Origin of the sequence: Campylobacter felis (assembly GCF_030250085.1) — a bacterium.
Classification (GTDB): Bacteria; Campylobacterota; Campylobacteria; order Campylobacterales; family Campylobacteraceae; genus Campylobacter_D; species Campylobacter_D upsaliensis.
The window spans coordinates 104,704-130,465 of the sequence record NZ_JANURX010000001.1 but is presented as its reverse complement, the minus strand read 5'-3'; the positions used below and the strand labels follow the sequence as shown (position 1 = coordinate 130,465).

Annotated in this window: 24 protein-coding genes and 1 pseudogene; 18 read left to right on the top strand and 7 right to left on the bottom strand. The window is 35.1% G+C overall.

The genetic code is table 11. The features are described 5' to 3' along the window. Positions 1-54: 54 nt before the first annotated feature. The 3 genes from NYG92_RS00650 to murD are packed head-to-tail and all read right to left on the bottom strand — an operon-like array spanning position 55 to position 3,162. A complete protein-coding gene (locus NYG92_RS00650; RefSeq protein ID WP_289233215.1) occupies positions 55-1,428 on the bottom strand; it encodes a DUF2972 domain-containing protein in 1,374 nt (457 codons plus the stop codon). Position 1,429: 1 nt separating this feature from the next. After that, on the bottom strand, positions 1,430-1,954 hold the full coding sequence (locus NYG92_RS00645) for an adenylyl-sulfate kinase (protein WP_270970731.1): 525 nt from the start codon (positions 1,952-1,954) through the stop codon (positions 1,430-1,432). An 8-nt stretch (positions 1,955-1,962) separates the two neighbouring features. Next, on the bottom strand, positions 1,963-3,162 hold the full coding sequence (gene murD / locus NYG92_RS00640; protein WP_270976316.1) for a UDP-N-acetylmuramoyl-L-alanine--D-glutamate ligase: 1,200 nt from the start codon (positions 3,160-3,162) through the stop codon (positions 1,963-1,965). 129 nt (positions 3,163-3,291) lie between these two features. On the opposite strand from murD, the gene mapA reads away from it, so the two are divergent. The 5 genes from mapA to NYG92_RS00615 are packed head-to-tail and all read left to right on the top strand — an operon-like array spanning position 3,292 to position 8,107. Next, entirely contained in the window at positions 3,292-3,936 is a 645-nt protein-coding gene (gene mapA / locus NYG92_RS00635) for an outer membrane lipoprotein MapA (protein WP_270965859.1), read from the top strand. After that, positions 3,933-4,508: a ComF family protein gene (locus NYG92_RS00630; protein WP_270965858.1), complete on the top strand. Its 576-nt coding sequence runs from the start codon at positions 3,933-3,935 to the stop codon at positions 4,506-4,508. Before mapA ends, NYG92_RS00630 begins: the two co-directional genes overlap by 4 nt. Positions 4,509-4,545: 37 nt before the next feature. Next, positions 4,546-7,110, top strand: a complete 2,565-nt coding sequence (gene gyrA / locus NYG92_RS00625) for a DNA topoisomerase (ATP-hydrolyzing) subunit A (RefSeq protein WP_289233214.1) — start codon at positions 4,546-4,548, stop codon at positions 7,108-7,110. 56 nt (positions 7,111-7,166) lie between these two features. Continuing rightward, the gene (flgP, locus tag NYG92_RS00620; protein WP_147734654.1) at positions 7,167-7,685 is read left to right on the top strand and encodes a flagellar assembly lipoprotein FlgP; all 519 of its coding nucleotides are present in this window, start codon (positions 7,167-7,169) and stop codon (positions 7,683-7,685) included. Further along, positions 7,661-8,107 carry a hypothetical protein gene (locus NYG92_RS00615; RefSeq protein WP_289233213.1) on the top strand — a complete coding sequence of 149 codons (447 nt, stop codon included), beginning with the start codon at positions 7,661-7,663 and terminating at the stop codon, positions 8,105-8,107. The genes flgP and NYG92_RS00615 overlap by 25 nt, the downstream gene beginning before the upstream one ends. A 26-nt stretch (positions 8,108-8,133) precedes the next feature. Here NYG92_RS00615 and NYG92_RS00610 read toward each other — a convergent pair whose 3' ends face one another. The 4 genes and pseudogenes from NYG92_RS00610 to waaC all read right to left on the bottom strand — a co-directional run bounded on the left by NYG92_RS00610 (position 8,134) and on the right by waaC (position 12,589). Then, positions 8,134-9,072 (bottom strand): glycosyltransferase, encoded by a 939-nt coding sequence (locus NYG92_RS00610; RefSeq protein ID WP_432264793.1) that lies wholly within the window; start codon positions 9,070-9,072, stop codon positions 8,134-8,136. Positions 9,073-9,168: 96 nt separating this feature from the next. Then, positions 9,169-10,699 (bottom strand): annotated as a pseudogene (locus NYG92_RS00605) (glycosyltransferase family 2 protein). After that, positions 10,696-11,577 (bottom strand): lipid A biosynthesis lauroyl acyltransferase, encoded by an 882-nt coding sequence (locus tag NYG92_RS00600; RefSeq protein ID WP_289233211.1) that lies wholly within the window; start codon positions 11,575-11,577, stop codon positions 10,696-10,698. The pseudogene NYG92_RS00605 and the gene NYG92_RS00600 overlap by 4 nt, the downstream one beginning before the upstream one ends. Beyond that, on the bottom strand, positions 11,567-12,589 hold the full coding sequence (gene waaC / locus NYG92_RS00595; RefSeq protein ID WP_270965853.1) for a lipopolysaccharide heptosyltransferase I: 1,023 nt from the start codon (positions 12,587-12,589) through the stop codon (positions 11,567-11,569). Before waaC ends, NYG92_RS00600 begins: the two co-directional genes overlap by 11 nt. 65 nt (positions 12,590-12,654) lie before the next feature. Between waaC and NYG92_RS00590 the strand changes: the two genes are divergently transcribed. From NYG92_RS00590 to NYG92_RS00530, 13 genes are read left to right on the top strand one after another with little or no spacing between them, the layout of a single operon-like run. Continuing rightward, a complete protein-coding gene (locus NYG92_RS00590; RefSeq protein ID WP_027303553.1) occupies positions 12,655-13,434 on the top strand; it encodes a 3'-5' exonuclease in 780 nt (259 codons plus the stop codon). A gap of 45 nt (positions 13,435-13,479) precedes the next feature. Beyond that, on the top strand, positions 13,480-14,466 hold the full coding sequence (galE, locus tag NYG92_RS00585) for a UDP-glucose 4-epimerase GalE (RefSeq protein ID WP_289233210.1): 987 nt from the start codon (positions 13,480-13,482) through the stop codon (positions 14,464-14,466). Continuing rightward, entirely contained in the window at positions 14,460-16,160 is a 1,701-nt protein-coding gene (pglK, locus tag NYG92_RS00580; protein WP_082199438.1) for a BC-type lipopolysaccharide transporter PglK, read from the top strand. Before galE ends, pglK begins: the two co-directional genes overlap by 7 nt. Next, positions 16,157-17,221, top strand: a complete 1,065-nt coding sequence (gene pglH / locus NYG92_RS00575; RefSeq protein WP_289233209.1) for a GalNAc-alpha-(1->4)-GalNAc-alpha-(1->3)-diNAcBac-PP-undecaprenol alpha-1,4-N-acetyl-D-galactosaminyltransferase — start codon at positions 16,157-16,159, stop codon at positions 17,219-17,221. The genes pglK and pglH overlap by 4 nt, the downstream gene beginning before the upstream one ends. After that, positions 17,218-18,138 (top strand): GalNAc(5)-diNAcBac-PP-undecaprenol beta-1,3-glucosyltransferase, encoded by a 921-nt coding sequence (pglI, locus tag NYG92_RS00570; protein WP_289233208.1) that lies wholly within the window; start codon positions 17,218-17,220, stop codon positions 18,136-18,138. Before pglH ends, pglI begins: the two co-directional genes overlap by 4 nt. Next, positions 18,126-19,229 carry an N-acetylgalactosamine-N,N'-diacetylbacillosaminyl-diphospho-undecaprenol 4-alpha-N-acetylgalactosaminyltransferase gene (gene pglJ, locus NYG92_RS00565; RefSeq protein ID WP_199360855.1) on the top strand — a complete coding sequence of 368 codons (1,104 nt, stop codon included), beginning with the start codon at positions 18,126-18,128 and terminating at the stop codon, positions 19,227-19,229. Before pglI ends, pglJ begins: the two co-directional genes overlap by 13 nt. Continuing rightward, a complete protein-coding gene (locus NYG92_RS00560) occupies positions 19,226-21,583 on the top strand; it encodes an STT3 domain-containing protein (protein ID WP_289233207.1) in 2,358 nt (785 codons plus the stop codon). The genes pglJ and NYG92_RS00560 overlap by 4 nt, the downstream gene beginning before the upstream one ends. Then, complete coding sequence (pglA, locus tag NYG92_RS00555; RefSeq protein WP_289233206.1) at positions 21,580-22,710, top strand: N,N'-diacetylbacillosaminyl-diphospho-undecaprenol alpha-1,3-N-acetylgalactosaminyltransferase; 1,131 nt, start codon at positions 21,580-21,582, stop codon at positions 22,708-22,710. Before NYG92_RS00560 ends, pglA begins: the two co-directional genes overlap by 4 nt. Continuing rightward, positions 22,703-23,305, top strand: coding sequence for an undecaprenyl phosphate N,N'-diacetylbacillosamine 1-phosphate transferase (gene pglC / locus NYG92_RS00550; protein WP_289233205.1), 603 nt, complete (start codon positions 22,703-22,705; stop codon positions 23,303-23,305). The genes pglA and pglC overlap by 8 nt, the downstream gene beginning before the upstream one ends. Next, positions 23,292-23,882 carry a UDP-N-acetylbacillosamine N-acetyltransferase gene (gene pglD / locus NYG92_RS00545; RefSeq protein ID WP_027303544.1) on the top strand — a complete coding sequence of 197 codons (591 nt, stop codon included), beginning with the start codon at positions 23,292-23,294 and terminating at the stop codon, positions 23,880-23,882. Before pglC ends, pglD begins: the two co-directional genes overlap by 14 nt. Beyond that, the gene (locus NYG92_RS00540; RefSeq protein WP_270984438.1) at positions 23,879-24,223 is read left to right on the top strand and encodes a c-type cytochrome; all 345 of its coding nucleotides are present in this window, start codon (positions 23,879-23,881) and stop codon (positions 24,221-24,223) included. Before pglD ends, NYG92_RS00540 begins: the two co-directional genes overlap by 4 nt. Continuing rightward, the gene (gene hemL / locus NYG92_RS00535; RefSeq protein ID WP_289233284.1) at positions 24,223-25,500 is read left to right on the top strand and encodes a glutamate-1-semialdehyde 2,1-aminomutase; all 1,278 of its coding nucleotides are present in this window, start codon (positions 24,223-24,225) and stop codon (positions 25,498-25,500) included. The genes NYG92_RS00540 and hemL overlap by 1 nt, the downstream gene beginning before the upstream one ends. Next, the gene (locus NYG92_RS00530) at positions 25,497-25,760 is read left to right on the top strand and encodes an AtpZ/AtpI family protein (RefSeq protein ID WP_270976334.1); all 264 of its coding nucleotides are present in this window, start codon (positions 25,497-25,499) and stop codon (positions 25,758-25,760) included. Before hemL ends, NYG92_RS00530 begins: the two co-directional genes overlap by 4 nt. Positions 25,761-25,762: the final 2 nt, after the last annotated feature.

Here is a 25,762-nt window from a genome sequence, read left to right as displayed (position 1 = left end):
GGCAGTCCTTTTTTCCTTGTATTTTAGCATTTTTTATTAATATTTAGTCAATTTTTAGTTAATAGCAAAAGTTTCGCAAAGCTTTTCAAATTCCTTATAATAATGCCAAGAATTCACTAAATCAGGGTGATTTTGCTTAAAATATTTTAGTTCTTCATCACACATTTTTTTAAATTTTAAGCTAATCTCCCTATGCTCTTTCAAAAAGGCTAAAACATCTTTTTCTTTTAAAATTTTCTCCTCCGCCTCTTTTGTAACTCTAATAATTTCTGCGATAAATTCACTCAAATACCCCTTAATTTTTGCGTAAAATTCTTTATCGATGCGTTTTAAATCCTCTTTTTTTACATAGACTCCCAAATTTTGAGAAATGGGGTCATCACTTAGTTCTTTAAAGATATTTTCATATTCTTCATAAGTTTCTGAGTTTTGATTAATGATAAAAACAAAGCTATTTTCCCTATCAAGTGGCGTTTCTTTCACACTTTTTCCAAGGCTAAAAATAGGGTCTTTCTCATTGGCATAAAGGATTAGTGGCAGAATATAACGCAAATAGCCCTTAAATTCATAATTTTGAAAATATGTTTTATTTTTGGGTGGATTAAAATGAAATTTAGCCGCTAATTTTTGCATCGTTTCAAGGGCTTTATGAGGCAGAATTTCCTCACAATCAATAGGTGTGATATTGTGAAAAAAAGGCAGGATTTTCGTGCTAGTGAAAGAGTTTTCAAGGTCCTTAAAATCGATCTTTATCTCCATATCTTTATGGGTGATATGTCTAGTATAGTCTCTAAAATCGTGGCTAAGATTAAATTCTTGGTTAAAACTTACAATATGCTTATCCCAGTTACGCCCTATGCAATGCTTTAAAATGCCTATGCTATCTCTTGTGCCAATGATTACTGGCGTATCCTCGCCTAATAAATACAGATATTTTTCCATATCTTTAACACCAAATTCGCTAATATTAACCCCATAGTATTGATATTTCCCCTCGCTTAAATAAGTGAAATACTCGATATAACGCTCTTTTGAATCAAGGGGCATATTCCAAGAAGGTTGGCAAAAAACATCGCAGAAATAAAGATAGCCAACAAAAGCCGCCGCTCCTACTCCGTGAGGCGAGATATAAATGAGTTTGAGGCGTTCGCCCCCCCCCCCCCCAGCAATACTAAGAGGCAAATTTAAATTCCACGCTAAATTCGCACAATACCTTGAAGACTCAAGTTCTAAAAATTTAGGATTTAAAAGTGGAGGAAAGGGCTTTTGCAAATGTTCTTTTTCAAATTCCTCACTATGAAGCCACGCGCTAATGGCGTCTATATTTTCTAAAACAAAACGAGAAAATTCCTCATCATTAGCTTTTTGAAGAGCATTTAGTAAAATTCCAGCTTGTTTTGCTTTGAAGTTTGAGAGTAAATTTTGCATTTTAATCCTTAAAACCTAGTGTATTTAAGATAAGTTTTATCTTTTCATCTGCTTTATTTAGCTCACTATTATCTATGATTAAATGAGGTTTTGGCTCTTCAAAGGGGATATCCACGCCCACGACATTTTGAATTTCTCCGCTTAAAGCACCACTATAAAGCCCCTTTTTATCGCGTCTTTTTAGCTCTTCAAAATCGCATTTAATATAAATTTCAAAATAGTTTTTTAAATGTTTGCGGTTAAATTCATAAATTTCGTCCCACATTGAAATAGCGCTGACAATGACTAGCATATTTTGCTCACTTAAAAAGTGAGCAAATTTAGAACGCTTAAAAGAAACCTCAAGTCTTGAAGCCTTGTCATAGCCAAAATGCCCTAAAAGCTCTCTTAATTCATCGCCGTCTAAATAAATGACATTGTGAAGTTTTGTGCGTAATTTTTTACAAAGTGCCTCCGCTAAAAAGCTTTTCCCACTTCCTGCTAAACCGCTAAACCAAATCACCCCACCTTTTTCTAATTTTTCCATTTTATTCCTTACAAATTTGCTATGCTTTTTTTAAAGCACTCGCCCCTTTCTAAATAGGAGCTAAACTGATCCAAACTCGCACAAGCAGGACTTAAAAGAGCCACTTCACCCACTTTAAGTTTTTTTGAAATTTCCTCCACAGCCTTTGGTAAAAACTCACATTTTGTAGCGTTTAATTTAAATTTTTTTGCGTAAGCCATCATTGTTTCACAGCTTACACCTATGGCGTAAAGCTCAATGTTTAAACCCTGCATAAAGGAAAATAAGTCGCTTAAATCCACTCCCTTATCATCGCCACCTATGATGAGATGGATTTTTTGAAATTGATAGCGTTTAAGTGCCTCCATAACCGCTGCTTGGTTTGTGGCTTTAGTGTCATTAACCCAAAGTCTATTTTGCGTATCAAGTAGCTCTTCAAGTTTGTTTTTTTCCATTACAAAGCCATTTAAAAGCTCATAACTTAGGCTATCAAGCAAAATTTTTTCTATGCTTAAAGCGATGAGTGCGTCAAGCAAAAAGGGCGGTTTAAAGGCAATTTGATTTAAATCAATCTCCATTTTTTTAGCCAGCTCAACTTCATCTTCATAGCTTATAATATGGGCTTTTGTAGGGGTATTTGCATACATTTTTGGCAAAATGGCGACATTATTTTCATTCATTCTTTCTAAGACGCTTAGTTTTGCCTTGACATAATTTTCAAAGCTCCCGTGCCAAGATAAATGGTCTTTATTTATAGGTAAAAGTGCGTAAATTTCAGGCTTTGCGGTCTTAGTATAGTGCAAGGTAAAAGAGGAGGTTTCTAAAATCCAAATTTTTGCAAAAGGATCAAGCAAAGCTAAGGGAGTGCCGACATTTCCGCCTATTTGTGCGTTGAGGAGATGTCCTGTCATTTGCGTAGTGGTCGTTTTGCCATTTGTCCCACTTATCCATACGCTTTTAGGCATAATATCGTAGAAAAAATCATACTCGCTTTGTAAATTCCTCGCTTCTTTAATGAGTTTATGCGTAGGGGGAAAGCCCGGACTTGGGATTTCAAGCTCGCTATTTTTAGGCTCAAAAGCACTGACGGGTAAAAGCTCATTGCCAAATTCATCAAAGCTTTTTTCTTTAAAGCTATCATCATAAATGCTAAAAGTTCCCATTTTTTGTGCTAAGGTTTGAGCGATAGCCTTTGTTGTTTTTCCATATCCAAAAAGTGATTTTTTCATTTTATATCTTTATAATCAAACTTAAAAGCACAAATTTTAATTAAATTTTTTAAATCGATTATAAAAAACCTTGAAATTTGCTAACTTTTTAAATACAATTTGAAAATTTGAATTTTAAAAGGATAAAAAATGATGAAAAACTACTTGTTAGCTTTATTTGCACTTTTAATTTTTGCGGGTTGTTCGGCAAAGCAAGATACTTTCGCTCAGGTCAATCAAATCTCTAAAAATACCAAATGTTATCCTTGTGATAGCGCACAAGGTTTTGAAGCGAAGATCAAAGGACTTTTATATATTAGCGATATGGGGATTAATTGTTGTGCGGATAAAAGGACGCTTGATACGGGCGTGGCTTTGAAAAAAGTGTATTTGCACCGCTTTTATGACTTAAAAGAAGAGCAAAAAGTAGTTTATATTAAAAATCAAAAATATTACATCGACTTAAATTTCAATGCGATTTTTTACACTTATCTTAAGCAAGAACTTGAGGCAAGGGGTATTGTGGTGCTTGATAGTAATGACAAAAACTCTCCTTATGTAATTAAGGTTAATTTATCTTTTTCTGGATTTACTTCTAAGCAAGATAGTTTAGGGCTTCACTCAAGATTGATCGGCGTGTTGAGCTTAAATGACATTAATCGCGATAAAAAATTCACACTAAGAACCAAGCAAGATGTGAAAGGCTTTGAAAATTTAAGTGATTTATCTTTTTATACGCATTTATTAATTAAACAAATGGCAAATAAAGCCGCGAGTTTAATCTCTTCTCTGTGAGGTGCATTAACTGCCACTCTTTCACTCTTCTAGCCTTTTGCGATAGTTGCTTAAAAGAGCTAAGTGAGCAAAGCTGGGGAGTGAGAAAGCTAGAAAACGACTTTAAGGTTTATTATTTTTATAAATATAGCGACATTAAACATTTACTTCATTCTAAACATCAATTTTATGGCTATTTTGTCTTTAAATTTCTTGCAAAATTAACTTTTGCGAATTTTCATCAAATTTTTAAGCCTCAAACTAAGCTAAACGCCATAGCGCTCGATGATAGGGTAGAAAAGGGGCTTTATTCTCACGCAGCTATTTTAACTAAGGCTTTAAAATCTCCTTTTATTCAGCCACTTTTTCACGCCTTACAAGCACAAAATAAGATTAAATATAGTGGAAAAAGCTTAGATTTTAGACGCAAAAATAAAAGAAATTTTAAGCTTTTAAAAGAAATTAAATATCCTGTGATTTTAGTCGATGATATTGTAACAACTGGCTCTAGCATACTTGAAGCTAAAAAAATTTTAGAAAAAAACAAAATTTCTGTGCTTTTTGCTTTAGTTTTAGCTGATGCGAAAGATTAATTTGCTAAAATAATTTTTTTATAACAAAAGGAATTTTATGGAAAATCTTTTTAACAAAGACTCCGATACTCAAATCATCGATATTGAAGATTCGATTAAGAGTAGCTATTTAGATTATTCTATGAGTGTGATTATCGGGCGTGCTTTGCCTGATGCAAGAGACGGCTTAAAGCCCGTGCATAGACGCATACTTTATGCGATGAATGATTTGGGTGTAGGAAGTCGTAGTGCCTATAAAAAATCTGCTCGTATTGTGGGTGATGTCATCGGTAAATACCACCCTCACGGCGATATAGCCGTTTATGATGCACTTGTGAGAATGGCTCAAAGCTTTTCTATGCGTTATCCAAGTGTTGATGGGCAAGGAAATTTCGGCTCGATTGACGGAGATGGTGCTGCGGCAATGCGTTACACTGAAGCTAGAATGACCATTTTAGCGGAGGAGCTTTTAAGGGACATCGATAAGGACACGGTGGATTTCGTCCCAAATTATGACGATTCTATGCAAGAGCCTGATGTTTTACCAAGTCGTGTTCCAAATTTGCTTTTAAATGGCTCTAGTGGCATTGCTGTGGGTATGGCGACAAATATCCCTCCGCATAGTCTTAATGAGCTTGTCGATGGGCTTTTATACTTGCTAGATAATAAAGAAGCAAGTTTAGAAGAGATTATGCAATTTATCAAAGGACCTGATTTCCCAACGGCTGGGATTATTTATGGTAAAAAGGGCATAATTGATGCGTATCGCATGGGTAGAGGTAGGGTAAAAATCCGTGCTAAAACTCACATTGAAAAAAGGGCAAATAAAGACATTATAGTCATCGATGAGCTTCCTTATCAAACAAATAAAGCAAGACTTATAGAGCAAATTGCCGAGCTTGTCAAAGAAAAACAAATTGAGGGCATAGCTGAGGTAAGAGATGAGAGTGATAGGGAGGGGATTCGCGTAGTCATTGAGCTTAAACGCGATGCGATGAGCGAGATAGTGCTGAATAATCTTTTTAAATCTACCACTATGGAAAGCACTTTTGGCGTGATAATGCTAGCTATTCATAATAAAGAGCCGAAAATTTTCTCACTGATTGAGCTTTTAAATTTATTTTTAACCCATAGAAAAACCGTCATTATAAGACGCACCATTTATGAACTTCAAAAAGCAAGAGCTAGAGCACATATTTTAGAGGGGCTTAAAATCGCCTTAGATAATATAGATGAAGTGATAGCTTTAATTAAAAATAGTGCGGATAATAACGCTGCGCGTGAAGGTTTAGTGGCTAAATTTGGCTTGAGTGAATTGCAAGCAAATGCCATTTTAGATATGAAATTAGGGCGTTTGACAGGACTTGAGCGTGAAAAGATAGAAAATGAATTGGCAGAATTACTTAAAGAAATTGCAAGACTTGATGAAATTTTAAAAAGCGAAGCCTTGCTTGAGGACTTAATCCGTGAAGAATTAAAAGAAATTAGGGCTAAATTTGATGTGCCGCGTATTACGCAGATTGAAGATGATTATGATGATATTGATGTGGAGGATTTAATTCCTAATGAAAATATGGTCGTAACTATCACCCATCGTGGCTATATTAAAAGAGTGCCAAGTAAGCAGTATGAAAAGCAAAAAAGAGGTGGTAAAGGAAAATTAGCCGTTACAACTTATGATGATGACTTTATCGAAAGCTTTTTTACGGCAAACACGCATGATACGCTAATGTTTGTAACGGATAAGGGGCAGCTTTACTGGCTAAAGGTCTATAAAATCCCTGAAGGCTCACGCACAGCTAAGGGTAAAGCTGTGGTTAATCTTATCAATTTACAAGCGGAAGAAAAGATTATGGCGATTATCCCTACGACTGATTTTGATGAGAGTAAATCTTTATGCTTCTTTACGAAAAATGGTATCGTTAAACGCACAAATTTAAGTGAGTATCAAAATATAAGAAGCGTAGGCGTTAGGGCGATTAATTTGGACGAAAATGATGAGCTTGTAACGGCTATCATCGTAGAAAGAGATGAAAATGAAATTTTCTCTAAAGATACTGAGGAAGATTTAGAAAACGAAACGCTTACAAATTTAGAAAGTGATGAGAGTGTAAAAGGCAAAATGCTCTTTGCGGTAACCAAAAAGGGGATGTGCATTAAATTCCCACTTGCTAAGGTGCGTGAGATTGGCCGTGTGAGTCGTGGTGTAACGGCGATTAAATTTAAAGAGAAAAATGACGAGTTAGTCGGTGCGGTTGTCATAGAAAATGATGAGCAAGAAATTTTAAGCGTGAGTGCCAAAGGTATAGGCAAACGCACTAATGCAGGTGAGTATCGTTTGCAAAGTCGCGGCGGCAAGGGCGTCATTTGTATGAAGCTCACTGATAAAACCAAAGAGCTTGTTGGCGTGGTTATCGTTGATGAAAGTATGGATTTAATGGCACTTACAAGCAGTGGTAAAATGATACGCGTAGATATGCATAGCATAAGAAAAGCGGGTCGTAATACGAGTGGTGTGATTGTCGTTAATGTTGAAAATGATGAGGTGGTTAGCATAGCTAAATGTCCTAAGGAAAGTGAAGAAGAGGACATCGAAGAAGATGTTAATCTAAGCTTAGAATAGACTTGGAACGCTTTTTGCTTTCTCATAGTCATATTACAATATTTTGAAGGTGTAAAATGAAAAATTTGTTTTTTATGCTCCTTGTAGCAGCAATTTTTGGTGGCTGTGTCCCAAGTGCAACAAGCACTGCGAAGACTAATAAAACCGCAGATGCAAGTGGTGGAAGCTCTGATGTAGTCGTGCAAAAAGTCGATAAAGACGATGTGCGCGACATTATTAGAGAAGAGAAGATGTTAGCTCCAGATGCAAGTGAGAGCGAATTAAGCTTTACGGCTGTGGGCGAGGGGATAGCTCCTTTAAACACTGTTTCTTCTGCTCAAGCTTTAGCTTTAGCTAAAAGAGCAGCGATTACAGATGCTTATAGACAGCTTGCGAGTAAGCTTTATGGTGTAAAAGTCAATGGTAAAGACACAGTTAAAGACGCTATGTTAAGAAGTTCAACTATCACAGCACAGGTTAATGGACTTATCAAAAATGCTAGTATCATTGATGAGAATTTTAATCAAGGACTTTATAGGGTAAATTTAGAACTTAAAATCGATGCAGACAAGTGGAAAGAATTGTTTGCTTATTAATCTTTCTTAGCTTGAAATGCTTTGCCCTAGAGGAATTTATCTTTTGGGCGGAGCTTTCAAGTAAAAACTTCGTTCTCTTTCATCAAAGTCAAAATATCTCTTTAGCAATGACAAAAAGCGAAAATAGGGTAAGTGAGTATGCTTGCGAAATTCCCTATACACAAAAAGATTTAAGCAATTTCGCGCGAAATGAGTTAGGCTTAATCGAACCAAGTAAAATGGAACAACTTGCTTTTTTAAATTCCCATAAAGATGAGCTTGGTGAGTGTTTTATCAGTGCTAAAATCAGCGTCAAAGATATAGTTAAAACGGACTTGCTTAAAGCAAAAAGCGAGACTTATATGAAAATTTTACCCCTGCGTTTTAGCGTAGATTTTGGTGAGAATTCAGCCTTAATTTATTATCTTAAAAAGAAAGATTAGGCTAAATTTGCATTGATTTTAACTTTTCATTTTAAAGAGGCAAATAAATCTTGCCATTTTTTAAGGATAATTTCCTTTGAAAAGCGTTTCTTTACGATTTGTTTGGCATTTTCTCCCATAGTTTTTCTTAAATTTTCATCACGCATTAAAATTTGAAGCTTATCAGCGTAATCTTTTAAATCATCATCTTCGATTAAAAAACCACTTTTTTCATTTTCTATAATGTCGCTTAATCCAGCAATGTCAAAGGCTACGCTAGGTAAGCCATAAGAGGCGCTTTCTATCAGCACCATACCAAAGCCCTCATTATAACTACTCATCGCATAAATGCTAGCACCCAAATACTCTTTTTCCACATCGTTAGTAAAGCCTTTGATGATGATAGTGTCGTTTAGATTTAGCTTATTGATTTTATCTTGCATCGCTTCTTTTAGCACCCCATCCCCTACAAAAACTAAATTCCACTCTCTAAATTTAGCTTCTTCTTGCACCTTTTTCCAAATATCAATGAGTCTTAAAACCCCTTTTTCCTTAGAAAAACGCCCTAAGTATAAAACGACTTTTTGTTGATGATTTGTTATTACATCCGGAATTTTAGGCAAAAAATTTGGGATATAAATTACATTTTTATGATGTTTTTCTAAAAGAGCTTTTTGCTTCAAATTAATGGCGATGAGTGCGTCATAATGCTTATATTTTGTTCTAAATTTTTTTTGCCTTTCGTGAAGTATATATAAATAATGCGTATTTTTATTTTTAAATAAGGGATAATGAGGGCAGTTATTATAAATGATAATATCTGCTTCTTTGCATTTTTGTTTTAAAAGATAGCTTTCGTAAAATTTATCGATGAGTTTATAAAAAAAGGTTCTTACTCTTTTTCGCTCTTTAAAATGTAAAAAGCTAAGTTTGATTCTATCATCAAGGGCAAAAGTGGGTGTTTCATTTGCTTTATAAATGCTCAAAAGCTCCACTTCGTAAAATTCGCAAAAAGCATTAGCCAGATGACTTACAACTCTCTCAGAACCCCCCCCCGGTAGTGATATCGCCTATAAGCAGGACTATCTTTTTTCTTTCCAAGTTATCCTTCTTTCTTTGATAGTTTTTAGATAAAGCTGATGGTTTTCATCTAAACAAGCCTTATCATTTTCTTTATGATAAAGATGATACGCTAAAGCCTTAAATTTCACTCTTCTAAACTCTCCGCCATTAAATAAAAATCTTGCTACAAATTCACTATCTTCTCTACCCCAGCCACCAAATTTTTCATTAAAGCCACAAATGGCGTCAAAATCACTCTTAAAAAAACTCATATTGCAACTACGAACACCCTTAATAAAGTCTTTTTTGTCAAAAAAATCTGCCCTAATCTTAGAAAAATGATAATAAATTTTTGAAAGGATAAAGTTTCTCTTAAGCCTATCCATAATGCCCCCCCCTTAGTATATCTTGGCTCTTAGTCGCATCTAAAATCACTCTTGAGCCTTGTAACAGTACGCCTTTTTTTGCAAAATCTAAGTGGTCTTTGATGAAATTTTCTTCTAAAACCATATCCCCGTCTATGATGATGATATACTCACTTATCGCCTTTTTAGCGGCATTATTACGACTTTTTGCAGCTCTAAATCCTTTGTCTTCTTGCCAAATGTGTTTTAGGGGCATACTAAATTTGTTTTGAAATTCTTTAATTAAATTTGCCGTTTCCTCCGTGCTTCCATCATCAGCGATTAAAATTTCATTTGGCATAGTGTTTTGTTTCATCACGCTTTCAAGCACGGCTTTTAGGTAGGTGGGGCTATTATAGGTCGTGATAATTAAAGCCACACTTGGTTTTTTATTTTGAAACTCATAAAGTTTAGCATATTTAAAAAATGCTCCAAGCCCATTACAAAGGCTAATGATAAAGCCCTTATAGCCATAAAAAATGCCTTTTTTGAAAAAATAATCCCTATGAAATTTCCACAATCCGTGCGTGAGTGCTTTAAATATAGAGCTTTTTTTGTGTAAGTTTTGCTCGGCGTAAAGTTGAGAGTAGCGTTGGCATTTTTCAAGTAAGTCATAAATTCCGCTAAAAGCATAATGCCTAAGGGCATTTTTAAGATAAATTTTTTCTGCATTTGGAGGCAAAATAAGGCTTTCATGGACTAAGTTATCATTAAATTTTGTGTAGCTTTTGTGAAATAAACGCAAAACAAAATCAGGATGCCAGCCACAGGCTTTTATCCACTCCCCACGGTATAAATTTTTCCTAGCAAAGGCTACGATGTGATGCGTTTTTAAATCAAGCTTTTCAAGCTCTTTTAAGGCTTCATATTCTAGCACTTCATCAGCATCAATACTGAAAATCCACTCCTTTGTTGCATAGCTAATTGCCTTATTTTTAAGCGCTCCAAAGCCTATAAATTCACTTTGTTCTATGCGTATATTAGGGAAATCTTTTGCGAAGTCTTTTGCGATTTGAAGTGTATCATCATCACTTTGATTATCCAAAAGCACAATCTCACCAAATTCTTTTAGGGAATTTAAGCATTCTTTTAGCGTTTTGGTGGCATTTTTGACGATTAAAACCGCACTAATTTCTTTAAGATTCATCTCTTCTCCTCGTAAATGTTAGCATTAAAGCTACGAAATCTTTTATGAAAGAAAAAATACTCATCAGGCTTAAATTTAATCATCTCTTCCACGCTTTTAGCTTGGTATTTTGTCAGCTCTTCTACGCTATGTGTCGCTGCGTCCATCGCTTTGAAATTTTTAATGTGAAAAAGTCCGTCTTTTTGGTAGATAAAGGAGGGGAGAATAAGGGCATTTGTTTTTTTTGCTATGACACTTGCTCCCATTTGATAATTGACCTCCTTACCAAAAAATTCAAGCCTCATACTTTCATTTTGTGCGGCATTTTGGTCTGTGAGTATGCCTAAAGTGCGGCGATTTTTGAGGGCTTTAAGCATTTTTTTAAGTCCGCCTTTTTTGTCGATAAGCTCGATGTCAAATTGTGTTCTATTTTGACTTAAAATAATATCCATAGCCTTGCTATCAAGCTCCCGTCCTACGATAGACATTTTTCCAAATTTCGCCGCATAAGCCAAAGAAGAAAGTTCCCAGTTACCATAATGTGCTGTTGTTAATATGAGCGGTCTTTGACTTTTAAGGGCGTTATTTAAAATTTCTTCATTGTCAAAATGCACTTTTTGAAGAATTTGTTCTTTGGTGCTGGAGCGATTTTGGATGCAGTCTAAGCCAAATTTGGCGAAATTTTGATAGATTTTTAAGGCGATTTGCTCTCTTTCTTTTAGATCTTTTTGAGGGAAGCAAAGTTGAAGATTGATGTCGATGATTTTGCGGTGTTTTTTATTAAGATGAAAGGTGATTTTAGCGACCATTAAGCCTAATTTTTGCAGAACAAATTCGGGCAAAATTGCCGTTAAAAATCTAAGTAAATAATATAAAAAAAGATAAAGCCTATCTCTCATCTAAAAGGTCCTTAGCAAGTGAAAAAATGTCCTCCTCGTCAATGTTTCTAATGCAAAAATCGCTTTTGTCGATGTGCTTGACATTGGAAATTTTTTTATCCGTGCTGATGGTTTTGTTAATCTCTGTTGTAAAAGCATTGCGGTAATGCGGAGTTGCGCCAAAGATAGTAATGGAGGGCTTATTCATCGCAAAAGCTAGATGAGTAGGACCGCTGTCATTTCCTATTATGAGGCTTGAAAGCTGGGTAAGGGCGATGAGTTCTTTAAGGCTTAGTTTATCAAGTAAAATAAGGCTTTCTTTGTCGATTTTGCTGAGAGAAAGCACTCTTTTGGCTAGAATTTTTTCCTTTTCATTGCCCCAAGCAAGGTAAATTTTAAGCTTTTCATCGTAGTGGAGTAAAAGTTTGCAAAGTATGGCGAGCTTTGTCATTGGGTAGATTTTATTTTGCGCACTTGAGCCAACATGGATTAAAATGTTTTTTTCGCTTAAATTAAACCTTTGCTTTAAAGAGTTTTTAAGCTCTTCATCGGCTTTAAAAATAGGCTGCTTAAAATAAATATCCTTAGGCTCAAAGGGTGCATTAAGCGCAAATGCAGCTAAAGCAAGGTAACGCACAAAAACATTTTCTGCGTAGTCAATGCTAAGTTTTTGATTATAAAAATTATGCGCAAAGCTTTCCTTAAGGCTGTCTTTATCAAAGCCAAAATTATTATGACTTAAAATGCGACTAACTAGAGCGGATTTCATCAAGCCTTGCAGGTCTAAAACAAAATCATAGTGATTTTTCCTAGCTTCAAGGGCGATTTTAAGGCTAGAGAAAAATCTCTTATCCTTTAAGGGTAGGGCGTAAAGCTTATCGATGTGCGGGTGATTTTCTAAAATTTCTTTAAATCTTTCATCGACAAACCAGTGAATTTCAATATCTTGGCGAAATTGTTTGATAAATTGCAAAACAATGGCACTTTGTATGATGTCTCCAAGCGCAGAGAGGCGGACAATTGCTATTTTCATTTAAACCTAGTTTTAATTTTTTTGTTATGATTGTAGCGAAGTTGTTTAAAAAAAGGTTAAATAAGATGAAAAATGAAGGTTATATTTGCATATTTGATTGTGAAAGTGTGCCAGATGTAGAGCTAATAAGAAAAAATTTAGGTTTTGAAGGAAGCGATGAGGAGGTAAGCTTACAGGCACTTGCGTGGCAAAAAGAGCAAAACGGAAGCGAGTTTTTACCCCTGCCTTTTCATAAAATCGTCAGTATTTGTGCGGTGATAGCGGATCATTTTGGTAAATTTATTAAGGTTAATAAAATCGAGGGTGAAAATGAAAAAGAGATGTTAAGAAATTTTTTCGCCTTTATCGATAAAAGTGAGCCTAAGCTTGTGAGCTTTAATGGGAAAAATTATGATTGCCCTTTGTTTGTTTTAAGAGCTTTAAAATATAATATTAGGGCAAGTGCCTATTTAGATACGCAAGATAAATGGAATAATTATAAGACAAGATTTTCGGAGCTTAAGCATTGCGATTTGCTTGAGAGTTTAGGGGGACGCCTTAGGCTTGATAGCGTTTGTGCTATGGCTGGATTGCCGGGGAAATATGATGTAAGCGGGGCTGAGGTGATGAGCCTTTATTATCAAAATCAAATGGAAAAAATTCACGAATACTGCGAAAGTGATGTTTTAAACACCTATATGCTTTTTTTGAAATATGAGCTGATTAAGGGGAATTTGGCGGAGGAGGATTATGGGCTTTATTTAAATTTGATGGCAGAATATTTAAAGGAAAAAAAGGCAAATCGCTCTTATGTGCCATATTTTATAAAAGCTTGTGAGGAGGAGTTTTTGAAATTAAGCATTTAAAGAATTATTATAAAATGCTATAAAGTTTAATAATAAAGGAAAATAATGAAAATTTTAATCACAGGCGGTGCTGGCTACATAGGCTCTCATACGCTTAGACAATTTTTAAATACAAACCATCAAATTTGTGTCCTAGATAATCTTAGCAAGGGTTCTAAAATCGCCCTTGAGGATTTAAAAACGATAAGGGATTTTAGCTTTTTTGAGCAAGATTTGAGTGATTTTAAGGGCGTTAAAGACTTATTTAAGAGAGAAAAATTTGACGCTGTGGTGCATTTTGCAGCAAGCATTGAGGTCTTTGAGAGTATGCAAGATCCTTTAAAATATTATATGAATAACACGGCTAATACTTCAAATTTAATCCAAACTTGCTTAGAAAATAATGTCAATAAATTTATTTTTTCTTCTACGGCTGCGACTTATGGAGAGCCTAAAAGTCCTGTGGTAAGCGAAACAAGTCCTCTCGAGCCTATCAATCCTTATGGTAGGTCAAAATTGATGAGTGAGGAAGTTTTGCGTGATGCAAGTCGGGCAAATCCAAATTTCAAGCATTGCATTTTGCGTTATTTTAATGTTGCTGGTGCTTGTATGGATTTTAAGCTAGGACAACGCTACCCTAAGGCGACTTTACTCATTAAAGTTGCGGCTGAGGTTGCTGCTGGTAAGAGAGAGAAGCTTTTCATTTTTGGAGATGATTACGATACAAAAGATGGCACTTGCATTAGGGATTTTATCCATGTTGATGATATTTCAAGTGCGCATTTAGCGGGGCTTGAATATTTAGAGACAAATGAGAGTAATGTCTTTAATGTGGGTTATGGACACGGCTTTTCTGTTAAAGAAGTCATTGAGGCAATGAAAAGGGTAAGCGGGGTGGATTTTAAGGTCGAACTTGCACCTAGAAGAGCGGGAGACCCCTCTGTTTTAATCTCAAATGCTGAAAAAATTCGCAAATTAACCTCTTGGAAACCTAAATACGATGATTTAGAACTTATTTGTAGGTCCTCGTATGATTGGGAACAGCAGTGTTAAAAAAACTTTTTTTTATCCTCTCCAAAGAGGATAAGCGTTTTTTGTTTTCTTTATTGGCTTTTTCTATACTCATTTCTTTTATAGAAACTTTTGCCATATCTTTAGTAATGCCTTTTATCACTTTGGCGAGCGATTTTTCTTATTTTGAAAGAAATGCGTTTTTAATAAACATTAAGCAAAGTTTAAATTTGCCCGCCTTTAAGATTATCATTTATCTAGGGCTTATAATGATAGCGTTTTATCTTTTAAGAGCTATTTTAAATGCGTGGTATTTTCATCTTTTGGCGCGTTTTTCTAAGGGGCGTTACCACGCTATCGCCTCTAAGATTTTTGCTAAATTTTTGCATATAAGTTATGAAAAATTTACTCAAAAAAATCAATCTGCGATTTTAAAGTCCATCACGGGAGAAGTTTATAATCTTAGCACTATGCTTTCATCTTTTTTGCTGATGATGAGCGAAATTTTTGTAGTGCTTTTACTTTACGCTTTAATGCTTTTGATTAACTATAAAATTACAATTTTTTTAAGTATTTTTATGCTTCTTAATGCTTTTATTTTGGTAAAAATTTTAAGTCCTTTCATCAAAAAAGCAGGGATTGAAAGAGAAAAGGCGATGAAAAGCTTTTTTGAAATTTTAAATACAAATTTAAATAATTTTAAATTCATTAAGTTAAAGACAAAAGAAGAGGGCGTTTTGAAACTTTTTAAAGCCCAAAGTGAAGCTTTTTCAAAAGCAAATATTACCAACGAAAGCATTAATGCTTTGCCTAGAATTTATTTAGAGGCGGTGGGTTTTTGTGTTTTAGTTTTTATCGTTGTTTTTTTGGTGTTTAAGTATGAAAGTGATATTTCAAATATTTTAGCGACAATTTCCATTTTTGTTTTGGCTCTTTATAGGCTTATGCCAAGTGCAAATCGCATTATAAGCTCTTATCACGATTTGCTTTATTATCACTCTTCTTTAGATATTCTTTTTGAAATTTTAAAAGAAAAAGAAGAGAAAAATGCGGAAGGGGAATTAAATTTCACTAAAGAATTACGCCTTGAAAATCTTAGCTTCCATTACGAAAATAAAGCTATGCTTTTTGAAAATATCAATTTTACGCTTAAAAAAGGTGAAAAAATCGCATTTATCGGTGAAAGTGGGAGTGGAAAAAGCACCTTTGTGGATATTTTAAGCTCACTTTTAAAGCCAACGAGTGGGCAAATTTTTGTCGATGACACGCCACTTTGTGAAAAAAACATCAAAACCTTTCGTAGAAAGATAGGCTATATCCCTCAGCAAATTTATCTTTTTAATGACAGCATTGCTAAAAATATTAGCTTTGGAGATGAGGTTGATGAAGCTTTACTAAAAGAAGTGATAAGACAGGCAAATTTGGAGGATTTTATCCAAAATTTAGAAGAAGGTGTGCAAACTAAAGTAGGCGATGGAGGAAGTAATTTAAGCGGAGGACAAAGACAAAGAATCGCCATAGCAAGAGCACTTTATACAAAGCCCGAAATTCTCATCCTAGATGAAGCGACTTCGGCACTAGATAATGAAAGTGAAGCAAAAATTATGGACGAAATTTATAAAATTTCTCAAGATAAGACCCTCATCATCATAGCACATAGGCTTTCTACGATAAAAAATTGCGATAAAATTTATAAGGTCGAAAAAGGTAAAATCAGCTTGGAGCAAACTTTATGAAAATCACTTTCATCATAGCGACTTTAAATTCTGGCGGAGCGGAGAGGGTTTTGGTAACCTTAGCAAATGCACTTTGTAAGGAACACGAGGTTTGTATTATTAAATTTCACCCAGAAGATTCTTTTTATAAGCTTGAAAAAGAGATAGTCTTAAAAACCCTGCCACAGTTTAGTTTTCATAATCTTTACCATAAAATCGCAAGTCGCATTAAGAAAATTTTTGCATTAAGAAAAGCTTTAAAAGAAAGTCCAAGCGATGTTTTTATCTCTTTTTTGGATACGACTAATATCGCTTGTATCGTTGCTAAAATAGGACTTAAAACCCCTTTAATCATCAGTGAGCATAGCAATGAGGCTTATTTAAAATCTAAATTTTGGCGACTTTTAAGAAGACTGAGCTATCCTTATGCGAGTGCTTTGAGTGTGCTTGGTGCGAGTGATAAGGCATTTTATGAAAAATTTGTTAAGAAGGTTTTGGTTTTAAATAATCCTTGTCATTTTTCTTCAAATCAGCTTTCTTTACCACAAAAAGAAAATTTGGTGCTTTTTGTTGGGCGTTTGGATTTTAATAAAAATGCTTCGATGTTTATTAAAGCGGTGGCACTTTTAAAGGGCGATTTGCTTTTAAATTATCGTTTTTGCATAGTGGGGGACGGAGAGCTTAAGAGCGCCTTAGAGCAAGAGGCTAGGGCTTTGGGTGCAAAAGTGGAGTTTTTAGGACGCATTGAGGATATGGCTTCGCTTTATGCTAGGGCTAGGGCACTTTGTCTTTGTTCTTTTGTCGAGGGTTTGCCAACCGTTTTAATAGAAAGCTTATATTTTGATGTGTGCCGAATTTCGAGTGAGTATTATAATGGCGCGAGGGATTTGATAGAAAATGAAAAAGACGGACTTATCGTGCCTTTAAATGATGAAAAAGCCCTTGCTTTAGCACTTGAGAGAGTTTTAAGCGATGAGGAGTTGAGAAAAAATTTGGTGGAAAATGCAAGAAAAAGGCAAAAAGATTATGAGCTTTCTCATATTAAAAAACAATGGCTTGATTTAATTAGGGAGCTTGTATGAAACTTTCTATTATCATCGCCACTTATAATAGGGCAGAACTTTTAAAAAAGGCAGTTGAAAGCGTTTTAAGGCAGGATTTTAAAGAGTATGAAATCATCATTAGCGATGATCATTCAAATGACGGCACAAAAGAGCTTGTGGAGGATTTACAAAAAGAGGATAGTCGCATTAAATATGTGCTAAACACTCGCTATAAACAAGGTCCTAATGGGAATAAAAATAATGGACTTGATTATGCAAGTGGTGAATTTGTAGGATTTTTAGATGATGATGATGAAATGCTTGAGGGAACGCTAAGTCTTTTAATGCAAAAAGCAAATGAGGGTTATTCACATATTTTTGGTAATTGCGTGATAGAAAAAGATGGGATTTTGAGTGAGGAATTTAGCGGCAAAGGCTTAAATGAAGATTGTGAGGTGAGTAAGAAAGAATTTTTAATGCAAAAATTTCACGGAGAGTTTTTAAGCATTTTTAAAAAATCTTTGCTTAAAAATCAGCGTTTTAATGAGGAATTTTATGGTAATGAGGCTACGCTTTGGGTGAATTTATATGAGGAAAAAAGTTTTTATATCCATAAGGCTTTAAGGATTTACCGCATTAAAAGAGAAGATAGCGTTACCTTAGGGGCGCAAAAACACGCTTTTAGGGTGTATTTGGGTTATTTAGAACTTGCAAAAATTTTAGAAAATGAACTTAAAAATGACGAGGATTATAGGGCTGTATGTGCGAATTATTATAAAATGGCGGCGTATTATGCGAAATTTGCAAATGAGTATCGAAAAATGTATGTGTGTTTATTAAAAAGCTTAAGGATTAAGTTTAACGCCCCCGCTTTGATTTTATTATTTTTAAGCGTAGTGCCAAGTGGTGTGGTGGCGAATTTATCAAAATTAAGGGTGGCTTTATGCAAAAATTAGCGATTTTTATCTATTCCTTAGGTAGTGGTGGGGCTGAAAGGGTTGTGGCGACTTTGACTCCGCTTTTAAAATTACATTTTGATGTGCATATTATTTTAATGAATAAGAAAATTTCTTACGAGCTTGAAGATGTTCAAATTCATTTTTTAGAAAATTCAAGTCCCAATGAAAACGCCTTGTTAAAATTTATCAAATTGCCCTTTTTAGCTTTAAAATATAAAAAGCTTTGTAAAAATTTAGACATAGATACGGAATTTGTTTTTTTAAATCGTCCTAATTATATCGCTTTAATGGCGCGTTTATTTGGCTCTAAAACGCGTTTAATTATTAATGAATGCACCACACCTAGCGTAATGTATGCGAAAAATAACTTTAATTCTTTTGCAAATAAGTTTTTGATAAGGTTTTTATATCCTAAGGCGGATTTGATTTTGCCCAATTCTAAGGGAAATAGGGAGGATTTAATTAGCCATTTTAACATAGCTTTGGAAAAATGCGAATTGCTTTATAATGCTGTGGATTTAGAGGCTATTGAATTAAAAATGAAGGAAGAAATTTCACTTAAAGAACCTTTTATCTTAAGCGTGGGGAGACTTGATAAGGGGAAAAATCACGCTCTTTTAATCCGTGCCTTTTCTAAACTTAAGACAAATTTAAAACTTGTGATTTTGGGTGAGGGCGTTTTAAGGGAGGAGCTTGAAAGTCTTGTTTTGGAGCTTGGTTTAGAAGATAGGGTTTTGCTTTTAGGTTTTGATAATAATCCTTACAAATATATGGCAAAATGTGAATTTTTCGCTTTTGCTTCCGTATTTGAGGGTTTTTCTAATGTCTTAATCGAAAGTCTAGCTTGCGGCTGTGCTGTGGTTTGCACCGAGCATCAAAGTGGGGCTTTAGAGCTTTTTGGGCGTGATGAATTTGGACTTTTGGTCGAGGTGGGTAGTGAAAATTCTATGTTGCAAGGCTTAAAAACGATGCTAGAAAATGACACATTAAGAGCGGCTTATAAAAAAAAGGCTAAAATGAGAGCTTTAGAATTTGATAAGGTCAAAATCGCAAGAGTGGCTTTAAAATACTTAATGGGGACAAAATGAAAAATGAGGCTGTGAAAAATGCGAATTTGAGACTAGTATTTTTTATCTTACTAGCTTTTGGTTTTAGTGTTTTATGTCGCTTTTATTGGATTTATTGGGCGAGTGATTTTAACGAATATTTTTTTAATAATCAGCTTATGATAAACTCAAATGACGGCTACACTTTCGCAGAGGGTGCTAGAGATAAGATAGCGGGCTTTCATCAAGAAAATGATTTAAGCTTTATTAATTCCTCTCTTTCTATTTTGACCTATGTGCTTTATAAAATCACGCCTTTTAGCTTTGAAAGCATTATTTTATATATGAGTGTGTTTTTTTCTTCGCTTATAGTTGTGCCGCTTATTTTAATTGCTAATGAGCTTAAACGCCCTTTAATGGGACTTTTTGCGGCGTTTTTAGCAAGCATTGCAAAAAGCTATTATAACCGCACTATGGCAGGATATTATGATACAGATATGTTAGCCATTGTGCTTCCTATGTTTATTTTATATTTTTTCATCAGGCTTGTTTTAAGAAAAGATGCTATTTCTTTACTTGCCTTGCCGTTTTTTATGGGACTTTATCTTTGGTGGTATCCCTCAAGCTATACTCTAAATGTCGCTTTTATCGCACTTTTTATCCTTTATGTTTTGATTTATCATAGAAAAGAAAGGTCTTTTTATATGGCAGCGCTTTTGTGTGCCATTACCCTTTCAAATATTGCTTGGTTTTATCAAAGTGCTATTGTTGTCTTGTTTTTTGCCTTTTTTATGCTTAAAAATTCGCTTTTTAATTTTAAATTTATCGCACTTTTAGCCTTAGGCGTTTTAGTCTTTTTAGCTTTAAGTGGGGGGATAGACCCTATTTTGTATCAGCTTAAATTCTATCTTTTAAGAAGTGATGAGAGTGCAAGTTTAGCGCGTGGTTTTGCGTATTTTAATGTAAATTTAACCATACAAGAGGTTGAAAGTATCGATTTAAGCACTTTTATGCAAAGAATTAGCGGAAGTGAGCTTGTGTTTTTACTTTCTCTTTTTGGCTTTTTATGGCTTTTAAAAAAGCATAAAATAATGCTTTTAACCCTGCCTATGCTTTTGCTTGGTTTTTTAGCACTTAGAGGCGGGCTTAGATTTACTATTTATGCTGTGCCTATTATGGCGCTTGGCTTTGGCTTTTTAAGCGTTCAACTTTTAAGCTTAATCCAAAAAATGCGTCCCTTACAAGAGACTAGAAAATTAAGAATATTCTTTTACGCAGTATTTCCGCTTTTTGTGCTTGTTTTGGGGGCTTATTTTTATTTTAGTCAAAGTGCTATTTATGAGAGTATGGGAGTGGAATTTCAAAAGAGCTTTGTGAGCTTTTTTATAGAAGATACTTTGCTTTTTTCTTTGCTTGTTTTAGCCCTTTTTACGCCTTTGATTTTTGAGCTTTTATGGAGAAAAAAGGACATTCGCTTTGTGTGTAGCTTTTATATTGTGGGGGTTTTGCTTTTTTCTTTGTGGGCGAATTTAAGTCATATTTATAATTATAGAGCGCACACCGTTTTTAATTACAATGAAGCGAGTATTTTAGATAATCTTAAAGCTAATGTTTCTAGGGAAGATTATATTGTGGCTTGGTGGGATTATGGCTATCCTATTCGTTATTATAGCGATGTGAAAACCTTAGCTGATGGGGGTAAGCATTTGGGTAAGGATAATTTTTTCCCTTCTTTTGTTTTAAGTCAAAATCCACGCGCAGCGGCAAATATGGCAAGACTTAGCGTAGAATACACAGAAAAAGGCTTTAAAACGCCTTATAATGACCTTTTAGAAGCGATGATGAAGGATTATAATTTTAATAATGTGAATTTATTTTTAGCGGTACTTTCTAAGGAGGATTTTACTCTTCAAACGCCTAAAACTAGAGATATTTACATCTATATGCCTTCTCGTATGGCGGCGATTTTTGGCACGGTGGCAAGTTTTTCTTATATGAGTTTAGAAACGGGTGAGCTTGAAAATCCTTTTGTTTATAGTGTGGCGTATTATTTGGGAAATGAGGACGGCAAACTCGTCTTAAGTAATAATATGCTCCTTCATAGTGATTTTAGAAGCTTTGAGCTAAATGGCAAGAATTATGCGATTAATTCTTTGGTGGAATTTACTTCAGTGCAGCAAAAATATTATAGTGTTGTGGAGATTGATAAAAATGCTAAATATTATCTCTTTCACATCAAAGACGCTAATATCCCTAATGTGCAATTTATCCTAATGGATAAGGCGATGTATGAGAGTGCTTTCGTGCAAATGTTTTTCTTTGGTAAGTATGATGAGAGTTTGTATGAATTAATCGTTGATAGTAAAGAAGCAAAGGTGTATAAATTAAAATTATGAGAGTAGGATTTTTAAGCCACGCGGGTGCTAGCGTGTATCATTTTAGAGCGCCTATTATTAAAGCTTTAAAGGCTAGGGGTGATGAGGTGTTTCTTTTAGTGCCAAATGATGAGTATGCTAAGAGGCTTGAAGAGCTTGAATGTCCCATTATCTTTTATGATTTAAAACGCTCAAGCCTTAATCCTTTCGTGGTGATAAAAAATTTCTTACACCTTAAAAAAGTGCTTCAAGGCTTAAAGTTAGACCTCTTGCAAACAAGTGCGCATAAAAGTAATACTTTTGGAATTTTCGCGGCACATTTTGCTAAAATCCCTTATAAATTCGCACTTGTTGAGGGACTTGGCTCTTTTTATATCGATACAAGTTTTAAGAGTGCTTTAGTGCGTTTAAATATTAATTTTCTTTATAAACTAGCCTTTAAGTGTGCGAATAAATTTATTTTTGTCAATGAAAGCAATGCTAAATTTATGAGAGATTTAGGCTTAAAAGAGGAACAAATTTGCGTGATTAAGTCCGTTGGCATTAATCTTAAAAAATTTTTTCCCTTGCCTATCTCAAAAGAGCAAAAACACGCCTTTTTAAACACGCACAAAATGCCTGATAAACCTCTAGTTTTAATGGTAGCTAGAGCCTTGTGGCATAAGGGTGTGAGAGAATTTTATGAAGCGGCAGAGCTTTTAAAAGAAAGAGCGAATTTTATCTTTGTGGGAGGGCGTGATGATAATATCTCTTGTGCGAGTATGGAATTTCTTAAAAATAAAGCGGTGTTTTATCTGGGTGCTAGGAGTGATGTGGTTGATTTAATAAGGCTTTGTGATGTGTTTGTTTTGCCAAGTTATAGGGAGGGCTTTCCTGTTACCATTATGGAGGCTAAGGCTTGTGCTAAGGCTTGTGTGGTGAGTGATTGCGAGGGGTGTGTGGAGGCTATTTCTAATGCTTATGATGGGCTTTGGGCAAAAACAGGCGATGCGATAGATTTAAGCGAAAAAATTAGCCTGCTTTTAGATGATGAAAAATTAAGAGCGAATTTAGCACAAAATGCCGCTAAAGAAGCCTTAAAATACGATGAAAATGAGATAGCTAGAAAGTATCTAAAACTTTATGATGAAAGTGTAAAAAATGTATGAAAATGTGATAAAAAGGGCGTTTGATTTTAGTTTAGCCTTAGTGCTTTTGGTGCTTTTTTCTCCTCTTATTTTACTGACAGCTTTACTTCTTAAAATCACACAAAAAAGCGTGATTTTCACGCAGCTTAGACCGGGAAAAGATGAAAAGCCCTTTGTGATTTATAAATTTAAAACAATGAGTGATGAAAGAGATGAAAGGGGCGAGCTTTTGCCCGATGAATTACGCTTAAAGTCCTTTGGTAAGCTTGTAAGAAGCCTTAGTTTAGATGAGCTTTTGCAACTTTTTAATGTGCTAAAGGGCGATATGAGTTTTGTGGGACCTAGACCTTTATTAATGGAGTATTTAAGTCTTTACAATGCAAGGCAGAAATTAAGACATAGGGTAAGACCGGGCATTACAGGCTGGGCACAGGTCAATGGGCGTAATAATATCTCTTGGGAGAAAAAATTCGAGCTTGATGTGTATTATGTGGAAAATATCTCCTTTTTTTTGGATTTAAAAATTCTTTTTTTAACTGCCTTTAAGGTGCTAAAACGAAGCGGGGTTAATAAAGAAGGACAAGCCACAACGGAGAAATTTAATGGAAAGAACTAAGAAAATTTACATTTATGGAGCAGGCGGACACGGGCTTGTGTGCGCGGATGTCGCTTTTAATATGGGCTATGAGGAAGTAATATTTTTGGACGATTATAAAGGCTTGGCATTTAGTAAAGAGCTTGAGAAATTTGATATTTTTATTAGTATAGGCACTAATGAAATTCGTGCAAAAATTAGTCAAAAAGTCGAACAATACGGCTTTAATATAGTGAATTTAATCCATAAAAGTGCCATTATTAGCCCTAGTGCTAAAATAGCAAAAAGCGGGGTTTTGATTATGCCAAAAGTTGTGATTAATGCTAAGGCTAACATAGGAAAAGGCGTAATTTTAAATACGGCTTGTGTGATTGAGCACGAGTGTGAGATAGGAGATTTTTCTCATATTAGCGTGGGGGCGAAGTGTGCTGGAAATGTCAAGGTAGGAAAGCTTTGCTTTATGGGGATCAATTCTGCCATTTTGCCGAATTTAAGCTTGTGTGAGGGGAGTGTTTTAGGCGGAGGCGCACTTTTAGCTAAAAATGCTCTAAAACAAGGCATTTATGTGGGTGTTCCTGCGAAGATGAGGGAAGTATGAGGGGTATTTTATTTGTTTTTTTGAGTTTAAATTTAGGTTTTTGTGCAGATTTTATCACCCCAAAAGAATATGCAAAAATGCTTTATGAAAATCCAAGAGGCATTAGCTGTAAAAAATGCCACGGAGCCAAGGGAGATGGACAAATTTTGGGCTATTACACGCATAAAGATAAAAAAAAGGCTTATGAAATTCCAAATATTCAAAATTTAAGCTTTGAGCGTTTTAAAGAGGCTTTGACTAAGGAGCAAGATGTTAAGTCCATAATGCCAACTTACTCATTAACTAATGATGAGATAATAACTTTATATAATTATATCAAACAAGTTAGCAAGGAGAAATGATGACAAATAAAGCGGCATTTAAAGAGGCTTTTAAGGTGATAGCTGGTGGGGTGAATTCACCTGTGAGGGCTTTTGCTAGTGTGGGGGGTGAGCCTTGTTTTATCGCGGAGGGTGAGGGTGCTTATATCAAGGACATTGAGGGTAAGCGTTATATAGACTTCGTGCAAAGCTGGGGACCTCTGCTTTTTGGGCATTGTGATAAGGACATCGTTAAGGCTTGCAAAAAGGCTTTAAAAAAAGGCACAAGCTTTGGAGCACCGACTTTAAGTGAGAGTGTTTTGGCTAAACTTGTGCTTGAAAATTTTCCGCATTTGGACAAAATTCGCTTTGTAAATAGTGGCACAGAAGCGACTATGAGTGCGATTCGCCTTGCTAGAGGCTTTACAAAAAGAGAAAAAATTCTTAAATTCGAGGGTTGTTATCACGGACATAGCGATTCTTTACTCGTGAGTGCTGGAAGTGGGGCGGCGACCTTTAATGCTCCTAGCTCTTTGGGCGTTTTAAATGAAGTCGCCAAGCAAACTTTAGTCGCAAGATATAATGATATAGAAAGCGTTAGGGAGCTTTTCAAAAAGCATAAAGAGGAAATTTCTTGTGTGATTATCGAGCCTATTGCGGGTAATATGGGGCTTGTTTTAGGGGAGCAGGAATTTTTAGAAGAACTTGCTAGGCTTTGTAGGCAAAATGGGGCATTACTGATTTTTGATGAGGTAATGAGTGGTTTTAGAGCTTCGTTTTTAGGCTCTTTTGGGGTCAATAAAATTAAAGCGGACATTGTAACCTTTGGTAAGGTTATAGGTGGGGGCTTACCTGCGGCAGCTTTTGCTTCAAGATCCGAGATAATGGACATTTTAAGCCCTTTAGGAGGCGTGTATCAAGCAGGGACTTTAAGCGGTAATCCTCTAGCTATGGCAGCAGGCATTGCTAGCATTTCAAAGGCGAAAAAGGACAAAGAGCTTTATAGAAAACTCGCAAGACTTGCCAAAATTTTAACGCAAGGCTTAAGTGAGTTAGCTAAAGAAAAAGGAGTGCCTTTTAATGCGACTTTTGTGGGATCGATGTTTGGCTATTTTTTTACAGAAGATCCTGTTCGAAATTATCAAGACGCTTTAAAATCAAATTTGAAACTTTTTGCAAAATTTCATCAAAATATGCTAAAACAAGGAATTTATTTAGCTCCCTCTCAATTTGAAACAGGATTTATTTGCGATAAAATGAATGAGAAGATGATGATAAAAACTCTAGAAGCCGCTAGAAAGAGTTTTAAAGCCTTATGAGAAAAGTTTTTATTCGCAAAGGTTTAGAGGCAGCTGATGGATTGAGTCTTGGCATTTCTATGGTTGTAGCTGTTTTGCTGGGCGTTGGACTTGGCTTTTTGCTTAAAAATATCACGCCTTGGCTGTTTTGGGTGGGTGTTTTTATAGGCGTTGCGGCGGCGATTTTAAATGTCTATAAGGCTTATAAGGCACAAATGAAAAGTTATGAGGAATTTGAAAAACGCGATGCTTTGATACAAGAAAGCCTTAAAAAAGAGTGATA